Here is a 26,119-nt window from a genome sequence, read left to right as displayed (position 1 = left end):
AAGCCAAAATTAACCAAATATCGTCCATACCAATTTTTGACTCCGTATTTTTGCAAAAATATAACATCACATGAACGAAGCTATAAGAGAATTAGAACCTAAGGAGGTTTGGAACAAGTTTGCGGACTTAAATGCCGTACCCCGCCCATCAAAAAAAGAGGAACGTGTTATACAATTCATGTTAGATTTTGGCAAATCCCTTAATCTGGAAACCTTTAAGGACGCGGTTGGCAATGTTATTATAAGAAAGCCAGCTAGCAAGGGAATGGAAGATAGGGTTACCGTTACCCTACAATCGCACTTGGATATGGTGCACCAGAAAAATAATGACACCGTCTTTGATTTTGACGAACAAGGTATTGAGATGTTTATTCAGGAAGACTGGGTAAAAGCCCGCGGAACTACCCTTGGTGCGGACAATGGCATGGGCGTTGCAGCAATTATGGCTTTGTTACAGAGTTCAAATATTGCCCACCCTCCATTGGAAGCTCTTTTTACAATTGATGAAGAAACGGGAATGACCGGCGCTATGGGTCTTGAAGGTGGTGTTTTGCAAGGTGAAATACTTCTAAACCTAGATACCGAAGAAGATGATGAGCTAGATATTGGATGTGCCGGTGGAATAGATATTACCGCAACCAGAAAATATAATGAAAAATCTGTGCCACGTGCCACCGTAGGTTATGAGATTACCGTAAACGGATTAAACGGAGGCCATAGTGGCATTGAAATACACAAGGGACTGGGGAATGCCAATAAAATAATGAACCGTCTCCTTTACAGCGCATCCAACTCTTTCATGCTGCGTATTGCAGAAATTGATGGAGGCAGCCTTAGAAATGCCATTCCTAGAGAAAGTGTGGCCAAAATTGTTATCCTTAAATCACAAAGTGAAGAATTTGAGAAGACCGTCAAAGAATTTGAACAGGTTATACAGAAAGAACTGAACACCTTAGAACCCAATCTAAAAGTATCTTTTAAATCCATAAAATTGCCAAAAACGGTTATGGGTCTGGGAGCACAAGAACGTTTATTACAAGGGCTTTATGCCGCTCACAACGGCGTTTACGCAATGAGCGCTACTATACCCGGTTTGGTAGAAACCTCAAACAATGTGGCCCGGGTTCTAGTTAAAGAAGGAAAAGCTAAAATAGGGTGTTTAACACGTTCTTCCGTAGATTCGGCCAAGATGGATTTGGCACATGCATTAAAATCCACTTTTGAACTTGCTCGTTTTGATGTTGAATTTAGTGGTACTTACCCAGGATGGACACCCAATGCCAATTCTAAAATTCTAAAGGTAGCAGAGGAAAAATATAAATCGCTTTTTAGCGAACAACCAAAAGTCGCCGCGTGCCATGCCGGATTGGAATGTGGTATTCTAGGCCAGAATTATCCTGAAATGGATATGATAAGTTTTGGGCCTACCATCTTGGGAGCGCACTCTCCAGATGAGCGTGTGAGCATATCTTCTACCCAGAAATTCTGGAAATTTCTATTGAACATTTTAGAAGACATTCCAAAAAAATAGTTTCAAACAAAAAGGGTTTGCCAAATGGCAAACCCTTTTCTATATTGTTCTATTACTACTAAACTTTCTGTAAAGTGGCCTCTTCTTCCGCTTTAGGATTTGGACCATATTGGTTATCTCCAGCTTCACTATCCGTACAGGCCAAGATCAAACTGTAAATAGGTACGAGTAGAAACCAACCGCTCTTTCCAACATCGTGCATTCTTCTTACACCTACAGCTATACCTGGTATTAAAACACCTAGTGAATATATAACCGATAAGAACAAAAGTGCCGGAACATCAATTACAATTGCTAAAATTTGTAACCCGTAAGCAATTAAAATATTGAATAAAAAAAAGATCCAATACTCTTTTCTTCTTGCACGACCTTCAAAGCCAGCGTAGTTTTGTAATACTTTTAAATACCAATTCATAGGTTTAAGATTTAGGGGTTATTACTATTTATGAATGGTACAAACGGGCATCCTTACCTTGTATTATGATTTTTTAGATGAACTGCACCTAAAACGAAAAAAAATAGATTAACTGTACAGCTTAGCCCATCTTTTCATTGGTTTTTCAGCATCTTGTCCAAAATAAAAAACGCACAAAAAAACCCGCATAAAGCGGGTTTTGTACATTGTTGAAAGACTCTTATTCCGCCTCTCCAGTAATTTCAAGATCAAATACCAAATCTGCACTAGGTGGTATTGGCCCCGTACCTTGTGGTCCGTAGCCCAAATGCGAAGGAATAAAAATACGTGCCTTATCCCCTATTTTCATATTTAAAAGTCCTTCTTTAAAACCTGCTATTAAACTAGCATCAGGACTGTACTCCATTGGTATTGGCTCATAGCCACCTCCTTGCTTCCTACGAGCGTCAAACTTATTGTATTTAGTTGCTACGTCTTCGTAATTACTATCGAACAAGGTTCCATCTTCCAAGAATCCGGCGTAATATACAAGTACTTGACCACCTACAGTAGGTTTTGGCCCTTCCCCTTCTTTCAAGGTCAATATCTTAAGACCACTAGGCAATTCTTCGGCCTTTGCCTTTTGTTCTTCAAGAGCAGCTTTAAAGTCGCTCTTCATTTTTTCAAATGCAGCAATCTTCGCTTCTTCTTCAGCAAAATAATCGGTCATGACCTGAACGGCATCAAATTTTTTGGCCATTTTGCCATTACGTACAATCTCAACGCTATTCATCACTACGTCCTCAATTGGCCTGTCTTTTGTCATTGGGTCTTGAGATGTTTCTGTGTTGGCAATAGAATCTACCACATCCAAACCTTCAACTACATGACCAAAAACCGTGTGTCTTCCGTTTAAAAACGGAGTTTCTTTATGTGTGATGAAAAATTGGCTCCCATTGGTTGCCGCTCCCGAATTGGCCATAGAAAGAATCCCCTTTCTGTCATGCACTAAAGAATCGTTAAACTCATCCTTAAACTTATATCCTGGATTACCTCGCCCAGTACCTGTTGGGTCTCCTCCTTGAATCATGAAATCCTTAATGACCCTGTGAAAGATAAGGCTGTCATAATATTTTTTACCTTTTAAACTATCGGTAACAAAAGGGCTTTTACCCTCTGCCAATGTAATAAAATTTGCTACGGTAACCGGTGTTTTTTCATATTCCAGTTTCACAATAATATCGCCTTTACTGGTATGAATATCCGCAAAAACGCCATCTCCCAACTCGGCATACTGACTTTTACAACTAGATAGCAAAACCACTAGGGTTATCAAGTAATAGATTTTTTTCATGTTTTTAATCCTTTGTTTATATTTTACTTTTATTGATTATTTGCAAGTTCTACTCTACTAACTCGTTCTGTTTTTGAATTTTAAAAACGGATAAGGTAACCTTAAACGGTACATTAATTCCAATTTTGTCATTATCGCCATGATAGCCGTACCCCAAAGAAGACGGAAACAAAAAGGTTGCCGTTTCTCCTTCTTTTAACATCTTAACACTGTTTCTTAGACCTGGAAAAAGATCTTGCTTATCAACTTTATAAGTAAGGGTACCTATATCGTCCATGCTATAAATAGTGTCATTTTTTAAGCTGACTACGTTATAGCTCATTACCACTACATCATCTGGCTGGGCGGTATATTCGGTTTCTTCATTTTTAACATCATAATAGAACCAAGAACCGCTTGCCGTATGCGTATACTCGTGCAATGTATCGTTAGCCATCACTTCTTGCATTGACTTCTCTTCCTTGGCCAAAAGTTCTTTGCTGCGTTTCACGGATTGCTTAAAAAAGCTTCCTGTCTTTACCTCAACAGGTCTTCTTGCTTCGGGGCCTCCACAGCCCACTACTATAATTAAAAAAATAAGGCTTAATATTCTCATGCTTGTAATTGCTCTTGATAATTCTCTAAAAGCGATTCAAAATAAAGAGCCGTTTCTTTAAGCGACCTATCGCTTTTTCCACCTGCAGCATTATCATGACCACCACCTTCAAAATGGGCCCTTGCAAATTCGTTTACCGAAAATTCTCCAATAGACCTGAAGGAAATTTTTATGATACCTTCATCTTTATTTTCTATAAAAATAACCGCAAATATAATACCTTCTAAAGTAAGTCCGTAATTTACAAAGCCTTCCGTATCTCCTTTTTGATACTCATGGGCATCTAGTTCTTCTTGACTTAGCGTAATATATGCCGTTCTGTACTTATCAAGAATAACCATATTTTTTAAAGCGCAGCCCAAAAGATGTAATCTTCCCGGGGTGTTCGTGTCAAAAACCCTGTGATGTATTTCCGTATTTTCCGCACCCTTATCAATTAAATCTGCAACTACACGGTGCGTTCTACCGGTAGTGGACCTGAATTTAAACGAGCCGGTATCAGTCATTATTCCTGTGTAAAGACAGTCTGCCATTTCTGAGGTAATCTTATCTACATCACCTAAAAACTCAATGAAATTATAAACCATTTCACAAGTAGAAGTCATAGTTACATCAGAATACATAATCTGGGCATAATCAGATGGGGCTTGGTGGTGGTCGATCATCACAAAAGGCACTGTTAGGCCCTCCAATACGGATTGCATCTGCCCTATTCTACCCAAATGATTAAAATCTAAAGTAAAAATCACCGTAGCTTCGGCAATTTTTTCCTTGGCCTGGCTATTCTGTTTTTCAAAATTTAAAATATTTTCATTGCCCGGCATCCACTTTAAAAACTTAGGATAATCATTGGGTGCAACAACAACGGCCTCTTGCCCCCTATTTACAAGGTAATGACATAAAGCCAAGGTTGAACCAATGGCATCACCATCTGGATTTTTATGTGGTACAATTACGATTTTTTGCGGTTGGGAAAGTAGTTGCTGAACCGCTTTTATAGACTCCAAATTCATGCGCGCAAATATACAATTTAATAACATAGCCTTTGAAGGCAAAGTCTTATTTTTGCTGTTAGTTTTTAAAACGATTCTATGTTGAATAAATGTATCGCCATTAGCGTACTGTTTGCCTTTATGGCTTGCAAGGCTGTAAAACAGGACGTGCAGCCTATAAAAAAGGAAATATATACCTCTACTTTTGATTCTGATTTCACCTTGGCCTTTGGCTCCTGTAATAAGCAAAACGAAACCAATTTACTTTGGGACGACGTTTTAAAAACGCAGCCCGATCTATGGGTCTGGGGAGGAGATAACATTTATGCCGATACGGATAACATGAAACGGCTTCGTGCCATGTACGCTCAACAAAACGCAGTTAAAGGATATCAACAACTAAAAAAGACGGTACCCGTTATTGGCACTTGGGACGATCATGATTATGGATTGAACGATGGAGGTGTTGAGTTCAAAAAAAAGAAAGAGAGCCAACAGGAGTTCCTTGATTTTCTAGGAGTGGACCAAAATGATCCGCGAAGAACCCAAGAAGGTGTTTATACGGCACATACCTATAATACGCCAAAGGGAAGCATTAAAGTACTGGTATTGGATACACGATATTTTAGAACAGCCTTAACTCCAGATCCTGCAACTAAGAAACGTACTAAACCAAATGCCTATGGCGAGGGCACCATTCTTGGAGAAACCCAATGGAACTGGCTCTCTACTGAGCTTAAAAACTCTACGGCAGACTTTAATATACTGGTAAGTAGTATTCAAATACTATCCAATGAACACGGCTTTGAGACTTGGGGCAACTTTCCGCACGAAGTAGATAGACTTAAAAAGCTTATTGTAGATTCTAATGCGAAAGGTGTTATGGTACTCTCCGGAGATCGCCATATTTCAGAGTTTTCAAAAACGGACGTCTCCGGACTGACCTATCCTTTAATAGATTTTACAAGTAGCGGACTTACACATTCCTATACCGCTTACAATGGCGAAACCAACCCGTTTAGGGTGGGTGAAGTGGTTTTTACTCAAAGTTTTGGACTAATTAAATTCAATTTTAAAACTAAAGAAGCGAAGATGCAAATTCTGGGTGACGACTTAAATCTTTTAGGGGAGTTACATCAAACCTATTAAAAGTTGCCGATTATTGAATAAAGCGTATTTTTGCAAAAAATTTTTACAATGACAACGAACAGAACATTTACGATGATCAAACCCGATGCGGTTGAAAACGGACACATTGGTGCCATCTTGGAAAAAATAACTTCCGCTGGCTTTAAGATCGTCGCCATGAAATATACACAACTTAGCACAAGAGATGCTCAAGAGTTCTACGCCGTTCATAGCGAGCGTCCGTTTTACGGAGAATTGGTAGAGTTCATGAGCCGTGGTCCTATTGTTGCCGCTATTTTGGAAAAGGACAATGCCGTTGAGGATTTTCGTGCATTGATCGGTGCAACCAACCCGGCCGAAGCTGCCGAAGGTACTATTAGAAAGTTATTTGCCACCAATATTGCAGAAAATGCGGTACATGGTTCGGACAGCGATGAAAATGCAGCTATTGAAGGCGCCTTTCATTTTGCGGGAAGAGAGATTTTCTAACAACCGTACAATTTTATAGAAAACCTGTAAGCATCAATCCTTTGAAGCTTACAGGTTTTTATCTTAGAACCAGTTTCTTTACCAAGTTTTTACCCAAATCTTCGTTGAGCATCTTTACAATTTTAGATTTGCCCAAGCTAAGTTCTTCACGTAGCACGGAAGAGGACAACGCCACAAAAAGTGTATCGCCTCTAAGCTCTATATCCGTAGTATAATTGTTTACGCCATTACCCATTAGATTGCGCCAAGCTTCGCGGGCATCTACTTTATCCATGCCCTTTTCCAGCCTATTCTCTTTTATGAATTCCTGAAGCGCTTCGCTCATATTCATATTTTCGTTTCTTCGCTTTGCCATCTTATTGGATTGAAATAGGTTCAAATCTTTTATAATCGTACTGTATCCCTTCTTGGTTCTTTACGGAAAAAGTAGCATCGTCCAAATCTACCAACGTCTCGGACCACTCACTTAACTCGGTCTTGTAATCAATTGAAAAACTGTTCTCTTTTTGGGTGATGACAAATGCTTCCGCATCATCAGAGGTTTCATAGGTTCCATCTAGTTTGGGTTGCATTTTTTTACGATATCCCTTTTTTCCGTCCGTAGAAATATAATCTACATTGGTATTCACCTTATATTCTTTAACGGTACCATCAGGCAAGGTTACCCTTGTTATTTCCCAATACCCGTCCAGCAGGTTCAAATCATCCTTTGACACACCTGAAGAGCACCCTAGAAACAAGCCTAAAAATCCTATTAAAATTATCTTTTTCATCGTCGTTTTCTAAAAATCGGATTAATTATAATTTGAACAATTTATACGTTTGGTGAATTTGCTTTACGACTTCTTCGGTACGTTCTGCATGCGTATCACTAATAAAAATCTGTCCAAAATTTTCATTGTTCACCAAAGCTACGATATGTGATACCCTATGTTCGTCTAATTTATCAAAAATATCATCTAACAATAAAATAGGCGTTGTTTTTGAACGGGCTTTTATAAATTGAAATTGAGCAAATTTTAGAGCGATCAAAAAAGATTTCTGCTGACCCTGGCTACCAAATTTCTTAATGGGGTGCCCTGAAATTTCAAACCCTAAATCGTCTTTGTGTATTCCAACGGATGTATATTGCAAAGCTTTGTCCTTTTCAACGGATTTTTCCAAAAGTGCCAATAAACCTTCATTGAGCAACTTACTTTCATAATTTAAGGAAACCTCTTCATGACCTCCGGATATGGCAATGTACTGTTCTTTAAAAATAGGAATAAATGCCTCTAAAAATGCCACTCGCTTATCAAAAATCCGAGTTCCATAATCCTCTAACTGTTCATTATAAACCGCCAACGTATCCTTATTAAAAGTATGATTGGCCGCAAAATATTTTAAAAGCGAGTTACGCTGGGCCAAAACCTTGTTATACTTTAAAAGGTCTTGTAAATATTCCTTATCGGATTGAGAAATAACCCCGTCTATGAATTTTCTTCTGGTATCACTTCCTTCTATAATAAGATCTCTGTCTGCTGGTGAAATAATGACCAAAGGTAATAGACCAATATGGTCCGACAGGCGATCATATGCCTTCCCGTTTCGTTTAATTACCTTTTTTGCCCCCCGTTTTAAACTACAAACTATTTTCTCTTCCCGCTCATTTTTTTCAAACTCTCCTTCTATTACAAAAAAATCCTCATCATGTTTAATGTTCTGGGTAGAAACCGGGTTAAAGTAACTCTTCCCAAAGGAAAGATGGTACACCGCATCCAGCACATTAGTTTTTCCTACTCCGTTAGGACCAACCATGCAATTGATTTTTTTATCGAGTTCAATATCCATTGAATCGAAGTTTTTATAATTAATCAGGGATAATTTCTTTAAAAACATGTGCAATAATTCCAGATTTGACGGTACTTGATATACAAACCTCAAAAATAACGAATAAATACCCTTTCGGTTTTGGATAAAACCTTTATTTTTGCGCCACCAATAAAATTAGAAAATGGCAACATATAAGAAGCGTGGTTTTAAACCAAAAGATAAAGCGGAAGAGCAAGAAGTTACAGAGCAAGAAAGCGCAACTGCAGAAGTCTTTAGTACACTAGATGAAAGTGCCTCCAAAACCGAAGCTTGGGTTGCTGACAACCAGAATTATATATTAGGTATCATTGGTGTTATAGCCGTTGGTGTTCTTGGATATTTGGCGTATGCCCAATTTGTAGAGAAACCCAAAGAAACTAACGCTGCCAATGAAATGTACTACCCTCAGCAATATTTTGACCAAGCCCTTAACAGCCCAACAGCTAAGGATTCTTTATACACCCTTGCATTGAACGGCGCGGAAGGAAAATACGGTTTTCTTGATATCATAGATGAATACAGCGGAACAAAAGCGGCCAACTTGGCAAACTACTCTGCAGGTATGGCGTATTTGAACATGCAAAAGTACCAAGAGGCTATTTCGCATCTAGAGGACTTTAGTTCTGAAGACGACATTCTTGGTGCATTGGCAAAAGGTGGTCTTGGTGATGCGTTCATGCAACTAGGTCAGCCAGAAGATGCCTTAGGTTACTATGACAAGGCTATTGCTCACAGCAACAACAACTATACAACTCCTAAATTCTTGTACAAAGCGGGTGTTACGGCTTTAGAATTGAACCAGAACGATAAAGCCCTTAAGTACTTTCAGAGAATTAAAGATGAGTATTCATCTTCTGATGAAGCGCGTACTGTTGATGCTTTTATAGGAATGGCTAAAACCAACAATTAATGGCTACGGCAAACAAAAACTTATCAGTTTACGATAAAACTAAAATCCCAAACGCGAAAAATCTTCGGTTTGGGATTGTTGTTTCTGAATGGAATACAGAAATTACCGAAGGGCTATACTCTGGTGCTGTTGAAGCCCTTTTGGATTGTGGAGCCTCAGAAGCCAACATTTTACGCTGGGATGTGCCGGGTAGTTTTGAGCTGACTTTTGGGTGCAAAAAAATGGCCACTACCCAAGAAGTAGATGCCGTTATTGCCATTGGAAGTGTTATTCAAGGTGAAACCAAACATTTTGATTTTGTTTGTAGCGCTACGGCTCAAGGCATTAAAGACCTTAACGTACAACTGGATACCCCTGTGATATTCTGTGTGTTGACGGATAACAACATCCAACAATCACGGGAGCGCAGTGGAGGCAAACATGGCAACAAGGGTACAGAGGCCGCTATTGCCGCTATTCAGATGGCCAGCTTGGGGAAATAATTATCTAGAACCAAGCCTCTACAAATTTTTATTGTCCTTTTTCTTTGGAAAAAGTCTTTCCTGTCCACAATGGCAAAACAGACAATTACCTTATATCCTTACATGTAAGGTAACATTTTACCCACTAAAAAGCTGTATCTCATGCGCTGTTAACAAATTTTGGCAGCGGTAACACGGCATATTTTTTGATTTTAAGTAACTTTGAGGTTCATGGGAATGCTAAGTAAATTCACACGCTTAAAGCGGAGCAAGAAATTTGAATACACCCCTCGTTATTATGACGACAAGGGTAAAGGCAGTCCGTTTAAAATTGAACCAAAATTTGACCAATACCGGAGTACATTAAATCCCGCCAGAGGTTTAAAGGGAAAGTTTGGTAGTGCCATGTCCGATATAAAGCGCCAAGGCGATACCAATCTAAAAATACGCATGGCAGTTATTTTGGCCATTCTCGTAATGATCGTACTTTATATTATCGATTTTGACCTCTCTATATTCTTCCCTAACTAATGGCAGATATCATAAAACTTTTACCGGACCATGTTGCGAACCAGATTGCAGCGGGTGAAGTGGTTCAACGTCCTGCTTCAGTCGTAAAGGAATTGTTGGAAAACGCAATAGATGCCGGGGCTACCTCTATAAAATTAATTATAAAAGACGGCGGAAAAATCCTTATCCAAGTTGTAGATGACGGAATAGGCATGAGTGCTACGGATGCTAGATTAAGTTTTGAGCGGCACGCCACTTCTAAAATACAAAAGGCAGAAGACCTCTTTAATTTGAACACCAAAGGGTTCCGTGGTGAAGCCTTAGCTTCAATTGCAGCAATTGCCCATGTTGAGATGCAAACCAAGCCCGAGAGCGAGGAACTGGGCACCCATCTAAAAATTGAGGGCAGTAAAATTATATTTCAGGAAGCCAGCGTTACCCCCAAGGGTACGTCTATGGCGGTAAAAAACCTATTTTTCAACATCCCTGCCAGACGTAACTTTTTAAAAAGTAATCAGGTAGAGTTAAGGCATATTACAGATGAATTTCATCGTGTTGCCTTGGCACATCCTAGTATTGCCTTTCATTTTTATAATAACGGAAGTGAAATATTTAACCTTCCTTCGGACAATTACCGCAAGCGTATTGTCAATATTTTTGGTACACGAACCAATCAAAAGTTGGTTCCCGTTGAAGAAGAAACGCCCATTGTAAAGATAAGTGGTTTTATAACCAAGCCCGAATTCGCCAAAAAGAGCCGTGGGGAGCAATTTTTCTTTATCAATAACAGGTTTATCAAGAGTCCTTATTTACACCACGCGGTGGTAGCGGCTTTTGAAGGACTCATAAAATCAGATTGTCATCCTGGTTATTTTCTCTACCTAGAGGTTGATCCGGGCTCAATAGATATAAATATTCATCCCACTAAAACAGAAGTTAAGTTTGATGATGAACATAGCCTGTACGCTATTTTAAGGTCTACGGTAAAGCATAGCTTAGGTCAGTTTAACGTTGCCCCTGCGCTAGATTTTGAACACGACCCAAATTTACAGACACCTTATGAATTCAAGGATAAGTCCGTAGTACAGCCTAAAGTTACGGTAGACGCAGGATTTAACCCTTTTCAGGAAACCAAAAACACAGCCTCCCCTGCTCCATCGCGTAGCTATCAAAAACCAAATACCCAAAGCTGGGAAAGCTTGTACGTTGGTCTAGAATCAAAAATGGGTACAGATGAAAACCTTGGTAGCATCAGTTTTGAATCTGACACAATTACCGGTTCTATTTTTGAGGGCGAAAAAGAAACAGCAGAAACAGTTACCACCACCTTTCAAATTAGAAGAAAATATATTGTAACCACTATAAAATCCGGTATGGTGGTAATTGACCAAAGTCGGGCGCACCAAAGAGTACTTTACGAAAAATTCTTAAAGAACAGCACTGTAAAACAAGCGGTTAGCCAGCAATTACTGTTCCCTTTGACGCTTTCCTTTTCACATACCGAAATTAGTGCGCTTAAAGAAATTGAAGATATTTTAACATCTATTGGATTCATTTTTGAAAAAATAGAAGATGAAACTATTACCGTCACAGGTGTTCCTCTTCTTGTGGCCGAAAGCGAAGTTGGTATGATATTGGACCAGCTTATTTCAGATTACCAACAAGAAATAACGGAAGAGAGTTTCTCCCATACGGACATACTGTCTAAAACATTGGCAAAAACATTGGCGGTCAAGACGGGAGAGATGCTGGACAACGCCTCCCAAATTGCCCTTGTAAACGATTTGTTCGCCTGTAAGGAAGCAATGGTTAGTCCGTTTAATAAACCGGTATACATCACCATTACCGAAAATGACATTGATAAAAAATTTATTTAGATGGGAAGATTAACCGAAGCTATAAAACACCTGCTCATAATAAACATTCTGTTTTTTGTGGCAACTTCTCTTTACGGTGATCAGATGTACCAGTGGTTTTCGTTGTGGTTTCCAAAAAACGAGAACTTTGTCTTCTACCAGATTGTAACGCATATGTTCATGCACGGTGGCTTTATGCACATTGCTTTTAACATGTACGCTTTATGGGCTTTTGGAACGCCATTGGAACAAATGTGGGGACGCAATAAGTTTCTGTTCTTCTATTTTTCCGCTGGTCTGGGTTCTGCTTTGATTCATACAGGGGTAAACTACTACTACTTTAACGAGGGAATGCAAGCTTTGGTGAATAGCGGCATGACCGAGAGTAGTATTATGGAGATTATATCATCTGGCCAGTACAGCCCGGATTGGTACAATATTGCATCAAAAAGTACCATAGATAATTTTCTATCAGCTTATAACACACCTGCAGTAGGAGCTTCTGGAGCCATTTATGGTGTTTTAGTAGCCTTTGGGATGATGTTTCCAAATAGTGAGCTTTTCTTGATGTTCATTCCTGTACCGGTCAAAGCCAAATATTTTATACCTATTTTAATAGGATTGGATTTATTTTCGGGAGTAACCGGGTATAGTCTTTTTGGCCAAGGTATTGCCCATTTTGCCCATATTGGGGGCGCTTTGTTCGGTTTTTTGATGATGTGGTACTGGAAGAAGAATCAGTTTAACAACAACCGCTGGAACTAAAATGACAAACGGAGATTTAAAATATCAATATGCACGGTTGAGCGTTTCCGAAAAGCTCATAGCCATTAACGTTATCGTTTTTATCGTTATGGGGCTTATTACAGCGCTAATTAGCCCTAGCGTTGAAAACTGGTTTGCCCTGCCCAAAGATTTTTTCGACTTTTTAATGCAGCCGTGGTCCATTATTACTTACTCTTTTTTACACGGTGGCATTTTTCATATTCTCTGGAACATGTACGTACTGTACGTGGCCGGCCGTATTCTACTGAACCTTTTTGATGCCAGGCGCTTCTTGAACATCTACTTTTTAGGGGTTATTCTAGGCGGCCTTTTATTTCTTTTAAGTTATAACATTTTCCCGACGCTAATAGGCATTAATGCTTCTCTTATTGGTGCTTCCGCGGGAGTAATGGCGGTACTTATATTTGTTTGCACCTACATTCCCAATCAAGAAGTACGTCTTTTTGTTTTTAACGTAAAGCTTTGGCAAATTGGTTTGTTTGTTGTGTTAATGGATTTAGTTCAAATTCCAATGGGCGGGAACATTGGAGGAAGAATTGCCCATTTGGGTGGTGCCTTTTTAGGATATATGTATGCCCGACAACTTTATAATGGCAGGGATATTGGTGAGGGTTTTGCCGGCTTAATTGATGGTATAGCCAATCTTTTCAAAAAAAGCGAAAAGAAAGCACCTATGAAAACCGTTTATAAAAACAAGCAAAAAACAGCTACCAAACAAGCCAACCACGATAAGCAAACTCATCAAAAAAAGATTGATGCCATTTTGGATAAAATCAGCAAATCCGGATACGAAAGTCTTTCAAAAGCGGAAAAAGATTTTCTGTTCAAGGCTGGAAAGGAAGACTAGCGTATGAAGGGACTTTCATTCTTTAATAAAATTGTTTTCTTTTTTAATATCATTTTTGCCTTTGTGCTCCTACTGGCATGTGCCGTCCCTTACCTATCCCTAGAGCTTTTTCCTTTTTTATCCATTTTAAGCTTGGGCGTACCTGTATTGGTAGTAGTCAATACCCTCTTTTTCTTGTATTGGTTGTTAGGCCTTAAAAAACAAGCTTTCACTTCTTTGTTCGTTCTTATTTTTGGGTACTTTGCTCTGGGTACATTTATAAAATTATCATCGGAATCTACTGATTTTAAAGAAGACGAGTTAAAGGTGATGACCTATAACGTACGTGCATTTAACCGGTACCGATTTTTAGACAACGATAATATTCCCGAAGAGATAGAAGGCTTGGTAGAACAAGAGAAACCGGATATTATCTGCTTTCAAGAAGTAGGGCATGATATGCAAGAGGATTACTTGGACTATCCTTACCATTTTTTAAAACGAATACCGGCTGGCAATAAGGTTCATATGGGCATATTCTCTAAGTATCCCATAATTAAAGCGGAAATCATAAACTTCCCCAATAGCATAAATAATGGTTCCTATGCCGATATTCTCTATAAAGGCGACACCTTAAGGATTTACAATTTACACATGCAATCCTTAGGAATTACTCCAGGTACAGGAGTTTTGCGCTCACAATCTTCCGAGAGATTATACCGTAGAGTAACCAATGCCTTTAAAAGGCAACAGCAACAAGCACAAATCATAGCAGAACATAAAGCAAAGAGTCCTTATAGAACCTTGGTCTGCGGTGACTTTAACAACACTCAATTCTCGTCGGTGTATCATACTATCATAGGTGAAATGCAGGATACGTTTATTGAAAAAGGGGCTGGTTATGGCCGTACGTATAACTTTTTAATGATTCCTATTCGTATTGATTTTATTATGGCCGATTCCAGTTTTGAAGTTATGGGCCATAAAAATTTTGATGAAAAATTCTCGGACCATTTTCCGGTTATGGCTTCATTTCGATTGAAATAGGAAAAAACAATCCGTGGCATCCGCTAAAATGTGTATCAACAAGGCTAATCCAAAAATACGGGTCTTTTTAAAACAAAAAAGCAAAAAATAGGCTGCTATGGCCCAATAACTATGGAGTGGATGAAACCCTATACTACAGCGGTCCGGAGAAAAAATGGGGGTTGCCAGCAGGTGGTCTATATCTATGACAATACCGGCCAATAAAATAAGAATAGCCTTTAAGCGGTATTCCTTATAAAAGTACCACCCAATAAGAATAGGCACCAAAAAATGAATGCCGTAATGCATGATGAATCTAAGCATCTATAAAACTTAGTTTTTGACTCTTTAAGTAACTTAGCGCGTTGGTACCCTCATTAAAAAGTAAATCCAATATGCTAGTGTTTTTGGAAAACTCATTTCTATCAGAAAAAACCTGATTGTACTCTTCCTGTTCAAAATTCAGCTTCCTTTTAGCATTTACTAAAAACCTCCCGTCAACTAGATTTTGTGGACTATCTTCATAAATTACGGTCCTTTCTGTTGGCATATCCATCTGTAAACAATTACAAATGGTTTCTATGGTCAATAAATTATAATCCAACAAATACTCATATTGACGCTCATAAAGCGGAGCTATTTCATCTTCATAGAACTCAAAAAATGGCGATGTTCTATACGCCGTTTTAAAGGTCCTCCAATGCTGTCGTTGCCATTCATAAGTGTTATCCAGCATTACTTCACTATATTTCTGCCTGCCTTGAGCCTTACCTCTATGTTTTATGGGTATACTTAACATATGCCTTCCTCTATCATTGCAAATGTAGGCGCGGTTTCTATACGTCTGTTTTTGGAAATTATCCTGTACCTCCCAACAAATCTTGTGTTGGGCAATAACGGAAAACGTAGCTATATCCGGAACATAGGCCGGGTTTAAAAGAATTTTCAATATGACTAATTTAAAGAACTATTTTGTTTAAAATACCTGCGGAATATATTTGAGCAAAATACGAACCCCTACAACAAAAACCAACAAGGCCGTAACCCTTTTGATGCCTTTAGGGGTAAATCGCTTTAAGCTGAGACGAATTCCCAACTGCCCTCCTATCAAAACCGATACTACAAGTGCCAAGGTCTCTTTCCACGGGAGCTCTAACATTCCACCTTGAACGAGACCTGCCAAGCCCGAAATTGAATTCACCAATATAAAAAAACTCGCCAAAGCCGCTATTTTAATGGATTTATCCCATTTTAGGTGATTTAGGATAGGTGCTAAAAATATGCCACCCCCAATACCTACTAAGCCTGACAATAAGCCAATACTACCACCCAATACATAGGTCATGAATTTAGGGTATTGTACTGTTTTCTCGGTAGTATCGCGTTTTACAAAAGTTTGAGAGGCCAAGAAAATAGAGGAAGTTACCAAAGAAAAACCCAACAACAGGAAAAAAATATGTTCCTCTAATCTAAACGAAGCGCCAAGAAACGCTAGCGGTATACTGGCCAAAACAAAAGGTAAAAAGTCTTTAAATTTAGCATGGCCATTTTTAAAGTATAAATAAGTACTACCGGAAACTACTACCAAATTACATATTAAAGCAATGGAACGTATGGCAAAAAAGCCCCCTAAAAAGAGTGTTAACAACGCCAAATAGCTAGAGCCACCTCCAAAACCCACTGAAGAATACAGGGTAGCGACAATAAAGAATCCTAGACATAAGAGCACCAAATTCTCAGTACTTAAGAGCATGTTTTGAAATTTGGTTCATCCCTCCTTCAACATTAATCAGATTGGCATTGGCATGAATACCCTGCAGTTTCGTTACTGCCTTTCTACTCCTTACCCCAGACTGGCAGACCACATAGACCTTAGTGTCATATGCAATTTCATCATGACGTTCATCCAATTCGGAAAGTGGAATGTTTTGAGCAAAAGATAAATGGTTTCTACTAAATTCCTTGGGTGTTCTTACGTCTATAAGTTGCACCTCTTTTTCTTCTATGATTTTTTGAAAGGCATCTGGAGTAATAGAATTCATTGGCACTTCGCAATTAAACTCATAACTCTCTTGCAGCGCATGTATCTTCTGATTTTCAGGATTTACCGCAAAACGGATTTTCTGGAACGCACTGGCCAATCCATCAAAAAGTAACAGCTTTCCTGTAAGCACCTGCCCAATTCCCGTTATCACCTTAACCGTTTCCAGGGCCTGAAAATTACCGATAATTCCCGGTACAATTCCCAAAACCCCGTTTTCATCACAATTAGGTACCTCATTGGGCTTTGGCATTTCCGGAAAGAGGCAACGGTAGGTTGGCCCTCCTTCAAAATTAAACACACTCACCTGACCTTCAAAGCTATGTAATGCACCATATACAAATGGTTTATTCAGGATTACACAAGCATCGTTCACTAAATAGCGGGTTGGAAAATTATCCGAAGCATCTATCACTACATCATAATCTGTTATGATTTCAAGTGCATTATCACGAGTTAGAAATGTTTCGTAAGAAATAATTTGGGTCTCAGAGTTCTGATCTTTCAGTTTTTGAACGGCTGTTGCTACCTTAGGCTTTTTTACATCGCTTTCAGAATAGAGCACCTGTCTGTGTAGGTTTGAAAGAGAAACCACATCATTATCTACAATACCCAAAGTTCCTACCCCCATTGCATTGAGATAGGTCAATACAGGAACCCCAAGTCCGCCAGCTCCTACCACCAGTACCTTGGCCGACTGTAATTTGAGCTGAGCCTCCATTCCAAATTCTTTTAAAATTGTTTGTCGGTCGTAGCGTTCTATGTTCATTCCACTGCTAATTTCACGATGGCTTCCTTGTACTCTTCCTCCGAATTGGCATTCAAAAGCACATTCGGGTCAGACGGGAAAACCAATTTCACATCACTATTGATCAAATATTTTCTAGGACAGGTTCCGTTACCACTTTCCAAATAAGCCAAACTCTCCTTAAAAGCCGCTGGCTCCCAAATAGCACATAACGGTTCGGGCAACGGGTCTTCTTTTTGAGCAAAGGAACTCGCCACTTTATTAGGGTCACGTGCCGCAATCAATTCTTGTAACGCCTTTAAATCCATTAAAGGAAGATCACAGGCCAAAACCAACCAAGCCACATCCGGATGCTGTAAATGGGCCGAAAGGAGTCCGTTGTAAGGCCCTTTGTACTTGTTCTCATCTACGATTACCGCTACATCATCTGCAATCTCATCTTGCTGCTCCGGCCGGATGCTTAAAAACGTCTTATCACAGACCCTTCCCAAAAGATTATAAAGATAATCGCGCTGTGGCATGCCATGATAAGGTATTAAACCTTTGTCTTTTCCCATTCGGGTGCTTTTTCCACCAGCAAGCACCAAACCGTATATTTTAGGACCTATAATCATTTTTTCCTCCTGTTTTTTCTTTCAATTGAATAGCGCTAATTTGTATGTCATGAGAAAGCGCCTTACACATATCATAAATGGTGAGCGCACTAACCGAAACTCCAGTCAAGGCCTCCATTTCAACCCCTGTTTTTTCGGTACATTTTACGGTGCACGTAATATCTAAAGCCTGATTTTTGGGCAAAATATCTATCTGTACCTTTGAAAGGTTGATTTGATGGCAAAGCGGAATTAATTCCGATGTTTTCTTTACCGCCTGAATACCCGCAATTACCGCCGTTTGAATTATGCTACCTTTTTTACCTAGAAAATCTTGAGCCGCCAAAGTTTCAAACACCGCTTTGGGAAACTCAACGCGCCCCGAAGCTACAGCAGTTCTTGCCGTTACCTTTTTTTCGGATACGTCTACCATGGCCGCGTTACCCGAAGCATCTATATGTGAAAGTTTTTTTTCCATGAATCTAGCCCCCTATTGAGGTCATTGAATTAGAGAATACGCCTTTGTATTTCTGTTGCGCCTCAAAGCCCGTTTTTGAACGGCTACCTATGGCCTTTAAAATATTTTCCTTTATTTTTTCTTCAGAATCCTTACCTCTCAAAATAGCTCGCAGGTTCATGCTTGGCTGTGCGTAAAGACAGGTAATTACATCTCCCGTAGCGGAAATTCGTAAACGGTTACAGGTACCACAAAATGTTCTGCTAAAAGAAGGAATAACCCCAAAAGTACCTTTGAACCCTGGTATTTTATAATTGATGGAGGTTGATGTTTTAGGCGATTCCAACTCATAATAACCGGGATGGGCTTCTTTAATGTACCCAAGAATCCGCTTGTAGTCCCATGCAATGCTCTCAAAAGTCTTGCTCCCTCCGTTAAAGGGCATCTCTTCAAGAAAACGCACAGATACATCATAATGCTTGGTAAGTTCTAACATAGGTAGAATATCTTCCGTATTCTGACCATCCAAGGCAATAAAATTAATCCGAACATTAAAACCTTCCGTAATTAACCGAATAATATTGTTATGGACCGTATCATACTGATTGCGACGTGTGATTTTTTCAAAAGTCTCACGGTTAATGGCATCCATACTTACGTTAATGTTCTTGATGCCCAATTCCTTCAGCTCATCAATATAAGGACCTATTAACGTAGCGTTAGTGGTAATAGATATATCGTTAAGACCTTCTAGTTGCGCCATATGACGCATAAGCACCATTAAATCCTTACGTACAAATGGCTCCCCACCGGTAATCCTAATTTTATCCACGCCTTGGGAAACCAAAATTTCACTCAATCGCGAAAGCTCATCTATGGTAAAAAGCTTATCGTTTTTAGCAAAATTGATTCCCTCTGCCGGCATGCAATAGTTACAGCGCAAATTGCAACGGTCCGTTACCGCCAAACGGACGTAATTTATAGTTCTATTATGATTGTCTACCAGCATACATTTATCATTCTCCGTGTAATTGAAAAATAAGGATTGTTCCTAATTTTTCAGTATCGTTCTTTTTAGTTCCTATGGATGTGCCGAAACCCAAACCGTTTTGTTCTTAAAAATTTCTTTTTTCCAGATGGGCACACGCTCTTTTAAAGTGTCTATTAAATAACGACAGGCCTCAAAACACGCATCGCGGTGTGCAGAGGATGCCCCTACCACCACAACTGGCTCTTCAACTGCCTTTTTTCCAACGGCATGACGGATAACCACTTTGTTCAACTTCCACTTTTCAGTGGCCTCAGTCGCTATTTTCTCCATCTCTTTGAGGGCCATGTTTTTATAAGTCTCAAATTCCAGACCTGTAACCTCTTCGTTATTGGTAAACTCCCTTACGGCACCTACAAAGACGCAAATACCTCCGCTATTGGGATGCGAAAGCTCTGTATAGACCTTTCCGGGATCAATTATATCTACAATTTCTATAACCATATATCAAAATCAACCACCACTTACCGGTGGTATTATAGCAATTTCATCTCCTTGACTCAGACTTTCACTATCTTCCGCATACTCGCTGTTTACGGCTACCGCTAAAGAAGAAAGCTTCCCGAAATCCGGGAAGCTGTTCTTTAATTTCTGTTTCAATTCCAAAACAGATTTAGGTACCTCGTCACCTTCCGCAAAACGGAAAGATGACTTACCTACTATATCTTTGGCAATGCCGAATAACAATACCTCCATATCCAAATAAAATTTAAAGATACAAGGTACTTAAAAAAATAAGAAATTTTAGGGATTTAAGATGACTTTTGCATTTTCGGGAACAGCGTAAAATGCATCAGGTTTTGAAGCGTCCTCTAATGAAATATTGCTAAACTGAACTGTATTCTTAACTCCCTTAATGGTTCTGCCCTCATTGGTGTACCATGAAATGGACTTAGGCAATTTTACTCCGTTAAAGGTACCCCAATCATTATAGCGAATAAAGCTCAACTTATCCGATTTTTCGTTGGTTTCAAAAGTAAATGTATACCCTAACCATGCCATTTCGTAGGTTTCCGGGTCGTAATACAAGAAATAATCATCTTTAGAAGAAGCGCCTACCCCATCATTATAGCTTATATGAATTCCCGGGTACTTTTTACCCTCGTACTCCAAATCTTGCGCCTCTCCGTAGTTTATACCCGAATCTGCCAAAACAAAGGGCATTGCGTAAAAATAGAACATAAGGTTGTGGTACATTTTAGCGTTACCCTTGTAGGCCTTCTGCTCATCTAGTAACCAAGCATCTTTTCCGTCAAACCCTATAGTTGAAGGCGGAATTTCAATTTTATCTTTTCTTGAATATAAATCCACCGTGTGCTTCTCATTAGCATCTGGCTTAACCAATTCAAAACTGAGTGTTCGTTTGTTTTTCCACTCGGCCAATCCCCCGTGGGCATCAAAAACTTTGTTTAATGCTTCAGGGTAGTTATTTTCCTTAACTGGCATTTCTGTTCTCATTATCTGTTCAGACGGTTTACTTTCCTTTGGAGCTTCTTTACAGTTGGTTAGACCCAACACCAATAAAATTGAAAAAATTCGTTCCATGTGATTGTTTTTAGTGTTAGATGCATAGGTCGCAGAATTCCTCTTTTATTTACATTTGCCGTATGCATAAAATTAAGCAAATCTCTAGCGCCCAAAATTCGTTGGTAAAAAAAATCCTGCTCCTAAAAGAGAAATCCAGGGAACGTAAGAAATCCGGGCTTTTTATAATAGAGGGATTTCGAGAAATTCAATTGGCGCTAAAAGGAGGGTATGAAATTGAAACCGTACTTTTTCAAGCGGGAGTAATTGACACGAACGAAACTACGGCTCTTTTTGAAGAATCTTCGTTAACACCCGAATACATTGAAGTTACAAAGGATGTCTACCAGAAATTAGCATATAGACAGACCACCGAAGGTATTTTAGCCATTGCTAAAAGTAAAACAACTTTGTTGAGCGATTTGCAACTCCCAAATAAGAATCCGCTTATACTTGTGGCCGAAGCTCCTGAAAAACCCGGAAATATTGGTGCACTCTTACGTACCGCAGATGCCGCCAACTTAGATGCTGTTATTATTGCCAACCCAAGAACGGACCTCTATAACCCTAATATTATTCGTTCTAGCGTGGGCTGCGTATTTACCAACAAAATAGCCATGGGCAGCACTACCGAAGTAATTGATTTTTTAAAAAAACAGGACATTGCCATTTATTGTGCCGCACTATCCGCTTCTGAAAACTATATCAAAACCAATTTTAAACCTGGCTCTGCCATTGTTGTAGGAACAGAAGCAGACGGACTCTCCCAAGAATGGCTAAACAGTTCTAAACAGAACATTATAATACCCATGCAAGGCGAGATAGATTCCATGAATGTATCGGTATCCGCAGCTATTCTTATCTTTGAAGCCAAAAGACAGCGAGATTTTCAATAAAAAGCCGTTGTTCTTCTATCAGGCCAACTTCATTTTTCAAAAAACGATAACATATGAGTATTCTGTTTTACACTATTGTAACCATTCTCGTACTGCAGTTTATCATTGAAACCATTCTGGATTACCTGAACGCCAAACACTACAATGACCCCGTTCCCGATGAGCTCAGTGATGTTTTTGACGAAACCGAATACAAGAAATCACAAGCCTACAAAAAGACCAATTACCGTTTTGGACTGCTAACCTCTAGCTTTTCATTTCTCTTGACTTTAGGTTTTTTAATTTTTGGAGGATTTGAATGGGTAGATCGGATGGTACGAACGGTTACCGAACAACCCATACCCATGGCGCTTATGTTCTTTGGTGTTATTATGATAGGAAGCGATATAGTCACCTTGCCCTTCTCCTATTATTCCACTTTTGTAATAGAGGAAAAATTTGGGTTCAATAAAACCACAAAGGGCACCTTCTTTATGGATAAAATAAAAGGATGGTTGATGATGGCCATTGTAGGTGGACTTATCTTGTCATTGATTATTTGGTTCTTTCAATTAGCGGGTTCCTATTTTTGGGTGTACGCTTGGGCGCTTGTAGCCGTGTTTACGGTATTCATGAACCTATTCTACAGCAAACTGATTGTTCCTATGTTCAATAAGCAAACCCCTCTGGAAAATGGTAGTTTAAAAACCAAAATAGAGGCATTTGCAAAAAACGTAGGCTTTGAACTCAATAATATATTTGTAATAGACGGTTCCAAACGCTCTACAAAGGCCAATGCTTATTTCTCCGGCTTCGGGAAAGAAAAAAGGGTTACACTGTACGACACCTTGATCAACGATTTGGACGAAGAGGAAATCGTAGCCGTCTTGGCACATGAGGTAGGACATTACAAGAAAAAGCACATTATCTTTAATCTTATCGCTTCTTTGGCGTTAACGGGTGTTACGCTTTTTGTGCTATCATTGTTCATCAATAATCCGGCGGTATCCATAGCTATTGGCGTGTCACAACCTAGTTTTCACGCAGCCTTGATCGGTTTTGCTATTTTATACAGTCCCATTTCGGAAATTACAGGTTTGATCATGAACCACTTTTCCCGAAAATTTGAATATCAGGCAGATGATTACGCCAAAGATACCTATGCCGCATTACCACTCATCACCTCATTAAAGAAATTGTCCAAAAACAGTTTAAGCAACCTTACGCCCCATCCTGCTTTTGTTTTTATGCACTATTCCCACCCTACTCTTCTGGACAGGATCCAGAATCTAAAACGGTAACCCCAATAGCCTTATTTAAAATTAAAGACACTTTGACCATAGCCTAAAAAGAGGAATAATTTTTGTTGTACGACTGCCAAGATTGTTCTATTTTTATTTGAATATGACGCAGGAAGCTATAGAAAAGGAAAATAAAGAGATTGCGAAGCAATACAAAGAATTGCTACGTATAAGCTATCAACACCTATCGGATGATGATAAAACGCTTATACGCTCTGCATTTGAAATTGCCGTAGACGCTCATAAAAACCAACGGAGAAAATCTGGCGAAGCCTATATATTCCATCCTATAGCGGTGGCAAAAATAGTAGCTTCGGAAATTGGTCTTGATGCGACATCCATAGCATCTGCCCTACTACATGACGTGGTTGAGGATACGGAATACACGCTAGATGATATTGAACGGATGTTTGGTGAAACCGTTGCCCGTATCGTAGACGGTCTTACCAAAATTGCGCACCTAAAAAAGGATATGAGCACCTCACAACAGGCCGAAAACTTTCGGAAGATGTTGCTCACCCTTCATGATGATGTTCGTGTAATTATCATTAAAATCGCAGATCGCTACCATAACATGCTTACTATGGATGCCATGCCCGAGCATAAGCAGGTACAAATGGCTTCCGAAACTTTGTATATCTACGCCCCTTTAGCACACCGTATTGGGCTTTATAATATTAAAACAGACCTAGAGGACCTCAGTTTAAAGTATACCGAACCTAATGTTTATAACGGTATTAAGGGTAAGATTGAGGAATCCAAAGAAGACCAACAGGCTTATATAGATGCTTTTTCGGGAGTTATAGATAAATCTTTAAAAGAAGAGGGACTTAACTACTACATTAAGGGCAGAATGAAATCCATTTTCTCCATTAGGCGAAAGATGAAAGCCCAGAATGTTTCTTTTGAGGAGATATATGACAAATTTGCCATTCGTATTATTTATAAATCGGATCGGCAGAACGAAAAATTCTTGGCCTGGAAAATCTACTCCATCGTAACCGATCACTTTACCCCCAACCCTGTGCGGCTTCGGGATTGGATTTCTTCGCCTAAATCTACCGGATATGAAGCCCTACATATTACCGTAATGGGCCCAAAAGGACGTTGGGTAGAAGTTCAGATCCGTAGTGAACGTATGCATGAAATTGCTGAAAAAGGGTATGCCGCACATTTTAAATATAAGCATGGCGACCAGAAAGAACAGGGTATTGAAGTCTGGCTCAACCGTTTACAAGAGGCGCTTGAGAACGCCAACACCAATGCGGTAGACTTTGTTGAGGAATTTAAACTGAACCTGTATGCCAAGGAAATTTTTGTCTTTACCCCTAAGGGCGAACTAAAATCATTACCCAAAGGGGCTACCCCATTGGATTTTGCCTTTAATATCCATACAGAAGTGGGTATGCGCACGCGAGGATCAAAAGTAAACGGAAAGCTTGTTCCACTGAACACTACGCTCCATAGCGGAGACCAAGTAGAAATAATTACCTCAGAACAGGCAAAACCCAACCAAAACTGGTTAGACTACGCTACAACGGCTAGAGCAAGGGCCAAAATAAAATCCTCTTTACGGGAAGAGAAAAAATCGGTTGCTGAAGAAGGCAAAGAAATTCTCCGAAGAAAGTTAAAATCCCAGAAAGTTACGCTTAATGAAGATTCCATCAACAAAATGGTAACTTTCTTTAAGCTAAAAACCAGTCTGGATCTCTTTTACCGGGTAGGCATTGGATCTATAGACAACCAAATGCTCAAAGACTTTTCGTCTTCCTACTCCAACGCCTTTATAAGTTTCTTCAAAAACAAAATGAGAAGGAACCCCAATCCGTTGGAAGTCCAAAAAGAAGAGATTACTTCCAAATACGATGTTCTTGTATTTGGTAAAGAAGAAGAGAAACTGGAGTACAAACTTTCGCAATGTTGTAATCCCATTCCCGGGGATGAAGTATTTGGTTTCGTAAGTGTAAACGAAGGTATTAAAGTGCATAAAAAGAACTGCCCCAATGCCATACAATTACAGTCTAACTACGCATACCGCATCATTAGTGCCAAATGGATAGACTCCAGTCAAGAAGAATTCCTATCTGAAATACGCCTTACAGGAATTGACAATTTAGGTTTGGTAAGTGAGATTACCGAGGTTATATCGGACAATATGCACGTAAACATCCGTAACCTTAACTTTAGTACAGATGGCGGTACATTCAAAGGCACTATTACCGTAGTTGTTAAAAATAATGGTATTCTAAAAAAATTGATGGTAAATCTGAAGAAAATTAACGGAATAGATAAAGTCACAAGAATTTAGAATCGTAATTAAAATATAACCGTACCTTTGCGGATTGACGAATATAACCCTAGTTATGGCAGCCAACAAAAATCAAGAAATCGTAAAAAACGTTTTCACCACTTTTTTAGAAGAAAATGGGCATAGAAAAACACCCGAACGCTATGCCATACTTCAAGAAATTTATGATAGCGAAGATCATTTTGACATTGAATCGCTGTACATAAACATGAAGAACAAGAACTACAGGGTAAGTCGTGCTACACTCTATAACACTATAGAACTTTTATTGGAGTGTAAACTGGTTCGCAAACATCAATTTGGCAAAAACCAGGCACAATACGAGAAATCATATTTTGATCGCCAACATGATCATGTTATTTTAACCGATACCGGTGAGGTAATGGAATTTTGTGATCCTCGTATTCAATCTATAAAGAAAACCATTGAGGAAGTTTTTGATATCAAAATCAATACACACTCCCTTTATTTTTATGGTACTCGAAATAAAAACGAAAACACGAACAGCTAACCAA

At 39.2% G+C, this 26,119-nt stretch carries 31 protein-coding genes; 14 read left to right on the top strand and 17 right to left on the bottom strand.

Annotated elements, in window-relative coordinates; translation table 11 throughout:
- Positions 1–70: 70 nt before the first annotated feature.
- Positions 71–1,531 (top strand): aminoacyl-histidine dipeptidase, encoded by a 1,461-nt coding sequence (locus tag KO513_RS15855; RefSeq protein ID WP_215914235.1) that lies wholly within the window; start codon positions 71–73, stop codon positions 1,529–1,531.
- Positions 1,532–1,589: 58 nt separating this feature from the next.
- Here KO513_RS15855 and KO513_RS15850 read toward each other — a convergent pair whose 3' ends face one another.
- The 4 genes from KO513_RS15850 to KO513_RS15835 form a co-directional block, all read right to left on the bottom strand.
- Entirely contained in the window at positions 1,590–1,946 is a 357-nt protein-coding gene (locus KO513_RS15850) for a DUF805 domain-containing protein (RefSeq protein ID WP_215914234.1), read from the bottom strand.
- A gap of 220 nt (positions 1,947–2,166) precedes the next feature.
- A complete protein-coding gene (locus KO513_RS15845; RefSeq protein ID WP_215439867.1) occupies positions 2,167–3,279 on the bottom strand; it encodes a peptidylprolyl isomerase in 1,113 nt (370 codons plus the stop codon).
- Positions 3,280–3,328: 49 nt separating this feature from the next.
- Positions 3,329–3,874 carry a gliding motility-associated peptidyl-prolyl isomerase GldI gene (gldI, locus tag KO513_RS15840; protein WP_215914233.1) on the bottom strand — a complete coding sequence of 182 codons (546 nt, stop codon included), beginning with the start codon at positions 3,872–3,874 and terminating at the stop codon, positions 3,329–3,331.
- Complete coding sequence (locus tag KO513_RS15835; protein ID WP_215914232.1) at positions 3,871–4,887, bottom strand: DHH family phosphoesterase; 1,017 nt, start codon at positions 4,885–4,887, stop codon at positions 3,871–3,873. Before KO513_RS15835 ends, gldI begins: the two co-directional genes overlap by 4 nt.
- A 78-nt stretch (positions 4,888–4,965) precedes the next feature.
- Between KO513_RS15835 and KO513_RS15830 the strand changes: the two genes are divergently transcribed.
- Positions 4,966–6,015: an alkaline phosphatase D family protein gene (locus KO513_RS15830; protein WP_215914231.1), complete on the top strand. Its 1,050-nt coding sequence runs from the start codon at positions 4,966–4,968 to the stop codon at positions 6,013–6,015.
- Between the two features lie 48 nt (positions 6,016–6,063).
- A complete protein-coding gene (locus KO513_RS15825) occupies positions 6,064–6,483 on the top strand; it encodes a nucleoside-diphosphate kinase (RefSeq protein ID WP_215914230.1) in 420 nt (139 codons plus the stop codon).
- 58 nt (positions 6,484–6,541) lie between these two features.
- On the opposite strand, the gene KO513_RS15820 is transcribed toward KO513_RS15825, so the two are convergent.
- From KO513_RS15820 to recF, 3 genes are read right to left on the bottom strand one after another with little or no spacing between them, the layout of a single operon-like run.
- Positions 6,542–6,838 carry a DUF721 domain-containing protein gene (locus tag KO513_RS15820; protein WP_215439858.1) on the bottom strand — a complete coding sequence of 99 codons (297 nt, stop codon included), beginning with the start codon at positions 6,836–6,838 and terminating at the stop codon, positions 6,542–6,544.
- Position 6,839: 1 nt separating this feature from the next.
- Entirely contained in the window at positions 6,840–7,256 is a 417-nt protein-coding gene (locus KO513_RS15815; protein WP_215914229.1) for a hypothetical protein, read from the bottom strand.
- Between the two features lie 25 nt (positions 7,257–7,281).
- Positions 7,282–8,361 (bottom strand): DNA replication/repair protein RecF, encoded by a 1,080-nt coding sequence (gene recF / locus KO513_RS15810; protein WP_215914228.1) that lies wholly within the window; start codon positions 8,359–8,361, stop codon positions 7,282–7,284.
- 115 nt (positions 8,362–8,476) lie between these two features.
- On the opposite strand from recF, the gene KO513_RS15805 reads away from it, so the two are divergent.
- From KO513_RS15805 to KO513_RS15775, 7 genes are all read left to right on the top strand, one after another.
- The gene (locus KO513_RS15805; RefSeq protein ID WP_215439852.1) at positions 8,477–9,244 is read left to right on the top strand and encodes a tetratricopeptide repeat protein; all 768 of its coding nucleotides are present in this window, start codon (positions 8,477–8,479) and stop codon (positions 9,242–9,244) included.
- Positions 9,244–9,726 (top strand): 6,7-dimethyl-8-ribityllumazine synthase, encoded by a 483-nt coding sequence (gene ribH / locus KO513_RS15800; protein ID WP_215439850.1) that lies wholly within the window; start codon positions 9,244–9,246, stop codon positions 9,724–9,726. Before KO513_RS15805 ends, ribH begins: the two co-directional genes overlap by 1 nt.
- Before the next feature lie 210 nt (positions 9,727–9,936).
- Complete coding sequence (locus KO513_RS15795; protein ID WP_215914227.1) at positions 9,937–10,236, top strand: riboflavin synthase subunit beta; 300 nt, start codon at positions 9,937–9,939, stop codon at positions 10,234–10,236.
- On the top strand, positions 10,236–12,092 hold the full coding sequence (mutL, locus tag KO513_RS15790; RefSeq protein ID WP_215914226.1) for a DNA mismatch repair endonuclease MutL: 1,857 nt from the start codon (positions 10,236–10,238) through the stop codon (positions 12,090–12,092). Before KO513_RS15795 ends, mutL begins: the two co-directional genes overlap by 1 nt.
- Entirely contained in the window at positions 12,093–12,836 is a 744-nt protein-coding gene (locus KO513_RS15785) for a rhomboid family intramembrane serine protease (RefSeq protein WP_215914225.1), read from the top strand. It begins immediately after the preceding gene.
- A gap of 1 nt (position 12,837) precedes the next feature.
- The gene (locus KO513_RS15780; protein ID WP_215914224.1) at positions 12,838–13,704 is read left to right on the top strand and encodes a rhomboid family intramembrane serine protease; all 867 of its coding nucleotides are present in this window, start codon (positions 12,838–12,840) and stop codon (positions 13,702–13,704) included.
- Positions 13,705–13,707: 3 nt separating this feature from the next.
- Positions 13,708–14,730, top strand: a complete 1,023-nt coding sequence (locus KO513_RS15775) for an endonuclease/exonuclease/phosphatase family protein (RefSeq protein WP_215914223.1) — start codon at positions 13,708–13,710, stop codon at positions 14,728–14,730.
- Here KO513_RS15775 and KO513_RS15770 read toward each other — a convergent pair.
- From KO513_RS15770 to KO513_RS15725, 10 genes are all read right to left on the bottom strand, one after another.
- Positions 14,713–15,033 (bottom strand): DUF6122 family protein, encoded by a 321-nt coding sequence (locus KO513_RS15770; RefSeq protein ID WP_215914222.1) that lies wholly within the window; start codon positions 15,031–15,033, stop codon positions 14,713–14,715. The genes KO513_RS15775 and KO513_RS15770 overlap by 18 nt on opposite strands.
- Positions 15,026–15,658: a WbqC family protein gene (locus KO513_RS15765; protein WP_215914221.1), complete on the bottom strand. Its 633-nt coding sequence runs from the start codon at positions 15,656–15,658 to the stop codon at positions 15,026–15,028. Before KO513_RS15765 ends, KO513_RS15770 begins: the two co-directional genes overlap by 8 nt.
- Before the next feature lie 27 nt (positions 15,659–15,685).
- Complete coding sequence (locus tag KO513_RS15760) at positions 15,686–16,462, bottom strand: sulfite exporter TauE/SafE family protein (protein WP_215914220.1); 777 nt, start codon at positions 16,460–16,462, stop codon at positions 15,686–15,688.
- Entirely contained in the window at positions 16,446–17,519 is a 1,074-nt protein-coding gene (moeB, locus tag KO513_RS15755) for a HesA/MoeB/ThiF family protein (protein ID WP_215914219.1), read from the bottom strand. The genes KO513_RS15760 and moeB overlap by 17 nt, the downstream gene beginning before the upstream one ends.
- Positions 17,516–18,112 (bottom strand): NTP transferase domain-containing protein, encoded by a 597-nt coding sequence (locus KO513_RS15750; RefSeq protein WP_215439830.1) that lies wholly within the window; start codon positions 18,110–18,112, stop codon positions 17,516–17,518. The genes moeB and KO513_RS15750 overlap by 4 nt, the downstream gene beginning before the upstream one ends.
- Complete coding sequence (gene moaC / locus KO513_RS15745) at positions 18,096–18,569, bottom strand: cyclic pyranopterin monophosphate synthase MoaC (protein ID WP_215914218.1); 474 nt, start codon at positions 18,567–18,569, stop codon at positions 18,096–18,098. Before moaC ends, KO513_RS15750 begins: the two co-directional genes overlap by 17 nt.
- Positions 18,570–18,573: 4 nt before the next feature.
- Positions 18,574–19,557: a GTP 3',8-cyclase MoaA gene (gene moaA, locus KO513_RS15740; RefSeq protein ID WP_215914217.1), complete on the bottom strand. Its 984-nt coding sequence runs from the start codon at positions 19,555–19,557 to the stop codon at positions 18,574–18,576.
- Positions 19,558–19,629: 72 nt separating this feature from the next.
- Positions 19,630–20,040, bottom strand: coding sequence for a molybdenum cofactor biosynthesis protein MoaE (locus KO513_RS15735; protein ID WP_215914216.1), 411 nt, complete (start codon positions 20,038–20,040; stop codon positions 19,630–19,632).
- 9 nt (positions 20,041–20,049) lie between these two features.
- Entirely contained in the window at positions 20,050–20,292 is a 243-nt protein-coding gene (locus KO513_RS15730) for a MoaD/ThiS family protein (protein WP_215914215.1), read from the bottom strand.
- Between the two features lie 48 nt (positions 20,293–20,340).
- A complete protein-coding gene (locus KO513_RS15725; protein WP_215914214.1) occupies positions 20,341–21,141 on the bottom strand; it encodes a DUF6503 family protein in 801 nt (266 codons plus the stop codon).
- 62 nt (positions 21,142–21,203) lie between these two features.
- Between KO513_RS15725 and KO513_RS15720 the strand changes: the two genes are divergently transcribed.
- The 4 genes from KO513_RS15720 (at position 21,204) to KO513_RS15705 (ending at position 26,115) form a co-directional block, all read left to right on the top strand.
- On the top strand, positions 21,204–22,016 hold the full coding sequence (locus KO513_RS15720; protein WP_215914213.1) for a TrmH family RNA methyltransferase: 813 nt from the start codon (positions 21,204–21,206) through the stop codon (positions 22,014–22,016).
- Between the two features lie 53 nt (positions 22,017–22,069).
- The gene (locus tag KO513_RS15715) at positions 22,070–23,296 is read left to right on the top strand and encodes a M48 family metallopeptidase (RefSeq protein ID WP_215914212.1); all 1,227 of its coding nucleotides are present in this window, start codon (positions 22,070–22,072) and stop codon (positions 23,294–23,296) included.
- Between the two features lie 103 nt (positions 23,297–23,399).
- Positions 23,400–25,604 carry a RelA/SpoT family protein gene (locus tag KO513_RS15710; protein ID WP_215914211.1) on the top strand — a complete coding sequence of 735 codons (2,205 nt, stop codon included), beginning with the start codon at positions 23,400–23,402 and terminating at the stop codon, positions 25,602–25,604.
- Between the two features lie 55 nt (positions 25,605–25,659).
- Positions 25,660–26,115, top strand: coding sequence for a Fur family transcriptional regulator (locus KO513_RS15705; RefSeq protein WP_215439813.1), 456 nt, complete (start codon positions 25,660–25,662; stop codon positions 26,113–26,115).
- Positions 26,116–26,119 lie beyond the last annotated feature (4 nt).

The organism is Zobellia sp. B3R18, from assembly GCF_018860715.1.
Lineage (GTDB): Bacteria > Bacteroidota > Bacteroidia > Flavobacteriales > Flavobacteriaceae > Zobellia > Zobellia russellii.
This window is presented reverse-complemented; position numbering and strand designations above follow the sequence as displayed.

Excerpts from the sequence above, each read along its gene's own strand:
- KO513_RS15855 (WP_215914235.1), top strand. The coding sequence starts at position 71 with ATGAACGAAGCTATAAGAGAATTAGAACCTAAGGAGGTTTGGAACAAG.
- KO513_RS15850 (WP_215914234.1), bottom strand. The coding sequence starts at position 1,946 with ATGAATTGGTATTTAAAAGTATTACAAAACTACGCTGGCTTTGAAGGT.
- KO513_RS15845 (WP_215439867.1), bottom strand. The coding sequence starts at position 3,279 with ATGAAAAAAATCTATTACTTGATAACCCTAGTGGTTTTGCTATCTAGT.
- gldI (WP_215914233.1), bottom strand. The coding sequence starts at position 3,874 with ATGAGAATATTAAGCCTTATTTTTTTAATTATAGTAGTGGGCTGTGGA.
- KO513_RS15835 (WP_215914232.1), bottom strand. The coding sequence starts at position 4,887 with ATGAATTTGGAGTCTATAAAAGCGGTTCAGCAACTACTTTCCCAACCG.
- KO513_RS15830 (WP_215914231.1), top strand. The coding sequence starts at position 4,966 with ATGTTGAATAAATGTATCGCCATTAGCGTACTGTTTGCCTTTATGGCT.
- KO513_RS15825 (WP_215914230.1), top strand. The coding sequence starts at position 6,064 with ATGACAACGAACAGAACATTTACGATGATCAAACCCGATGCGGTTGAA.
- KO513_RS15820 (WP_215439858.1), bottom strand. The coding sequence starts at position 6,838 with ATGGCAAAGCGAAGAAACGAAAATATGAATATGAGCGAAGCGCTTCAG.
- KO513_RS15815 (WP_215914229.1), bottom strand. The coding sequence starts at position 7,256 with ATGAAAAAGATAATTTTAATAGGATTTTTAGGCTTGTTTCTAGGGTGC.
- recF (WP_215914228.1), bottom strand. The coding sequence starts at position 8,361 with ATGTTTTTAAAGAAATTATCCCTGATTAATTATAAAAACTTCGATTCA.
- KO513_RS15805 (WP_215439852.1), top strand. The coding sequence starts at position 8,477 with ATGGCAACATATAAGAAGCGTGGTTTTAAACCAAAAGATAAAGCGGAA.
- ribH (WP_215439850.1), top strand. The coding sequence starts at position 9,244 with ATGGCTACGGCAAACAAAAACTTATCAGTTTACGATAAAACTAAAATC.
- KO513_RS15795 (WP_215914227.1), top strand. The coding sequence starts at position 9,937 with ATGGGAATGCTAAGTAAATTCACACGCTTAAAGCGGAGCAAGAAATTT.
- mutL (WP_215914226.1), top strand. The coding sequence starts at position 10,236 with ATGGCAGATATCATAAAACTTTTACCGGACCATGTTGCGAACCAGATT.
- KO513_RS15785 (WP_215914225.1), top strand. The coding sequence starts at position 12,093 with ATGGGAAGATTAACCGAAGCTATAAAACACCTGCTCATAATAAACATT.
- KO513_RS15780 (WP_215914224.1), top strand. The coding sequence starts at position 12,838 with ATGACAAACGGAGATTTAAAATATCAATATGCACGGTTGAGCGTTTCC.
- KO513_RS15775 (WP_215914223.1), top strand. The coding sequence starts at position 13,708 with ATGAAGGGACTTTCATTCTTTAATAAAATTGTTTTCTTTTTTAATATC.
- KO513_RS15770 (WP_215914222.1), bottom strand. The coding sequence starts at position 15,033 with ATGCTTAGATTCATCATGCATTACGGCATTCATTTTTTGGTGCCTATT.
- KO513_RS15760 (WP_215914220.1), bottom strand. The coding sequence starts at position 16,462 with ATGCTCTTAAGTACTGAGAATTTGGTGCTCTTATGTCTAGGATTCTTT.
- moeB (WP_215914219.1), bottom strand. The coding sequence starts at position 17,519 with ATGAACATAGAACGCTACGACCGACAAACAATTTTAAAAGAATTTGGA.
- KO513_RS15750 (WP_215439830.1), bottom strand. The coding sequence starts at position 18,112 with ATGATTATAGGTCCTAAAATATACGGTTTGGTGCTTGCTGGTGGAAAA.
- moaC (WP_215914218.1), bottom strand. The coding sequence starts at position 18,569 with ATGGAAAAAAAACTTTCACATATAGATGCTTCGGGTAACGCGGCCATG.
- moaA (WP_215914217.1), bottom strand. The coding sequence starts at position 19,557 with ATGCTGGTAGACAATCATAATAGAACTATAAATTACGTCCGTTTGGCG.
- KO513_RS15735 (WP_215914216.1), bottom strand. The coding sequence starts at position 20,040 with ATGGTTATAGAAATTGTAGATATAATTGATCCCGGAAAGGTCTATACA.
- KO513_RS15730 (WP_215914215.1), bottom strand. The coding sequence starts at position 20,292 with ATGGAGGTATTGTTATTCGGCATTGCCAAAGATATAGTAGGTAAGTCA.
- KO513_RS15725 (WP_215914214.1), bottom strand. The coding sequence starts at position 21,141 with ATGGAACGAATTTTTTCAATTTTATTGGTGTTGGGTCTAACCAACTGT.
- KO513_RS15720 (WP_215914213.1), top strand. The coding sequence starts at position 21,204 with ATGCATAAAATTAAGCAAATCTCTAGCGCCCAAAATTCGTTGGTAAAA.
- KO513_RS15715 (WP_215914212.1), top strand. The coding sequence starts at position 22,070 with ATGAGTATTCTGTTTTACACTATTGTAACCATTCTCGTACTGCAGTTT.
- KO513_RS15710 (WP_215914211.1), top strand. The coding sequence starts at position 23,400 with ATGACGCAGGAAGCTATAGAAAAGGAAAATAAAGAGATTGCGAAGCAA.
- KO513_RS15705 (WP_215439813.1), top strand. The coding sequence starts at position 25,660 with ATGGCAGCCAACAAAAATCAAGAAATCGTAAAAAACGTTTTCACCACT.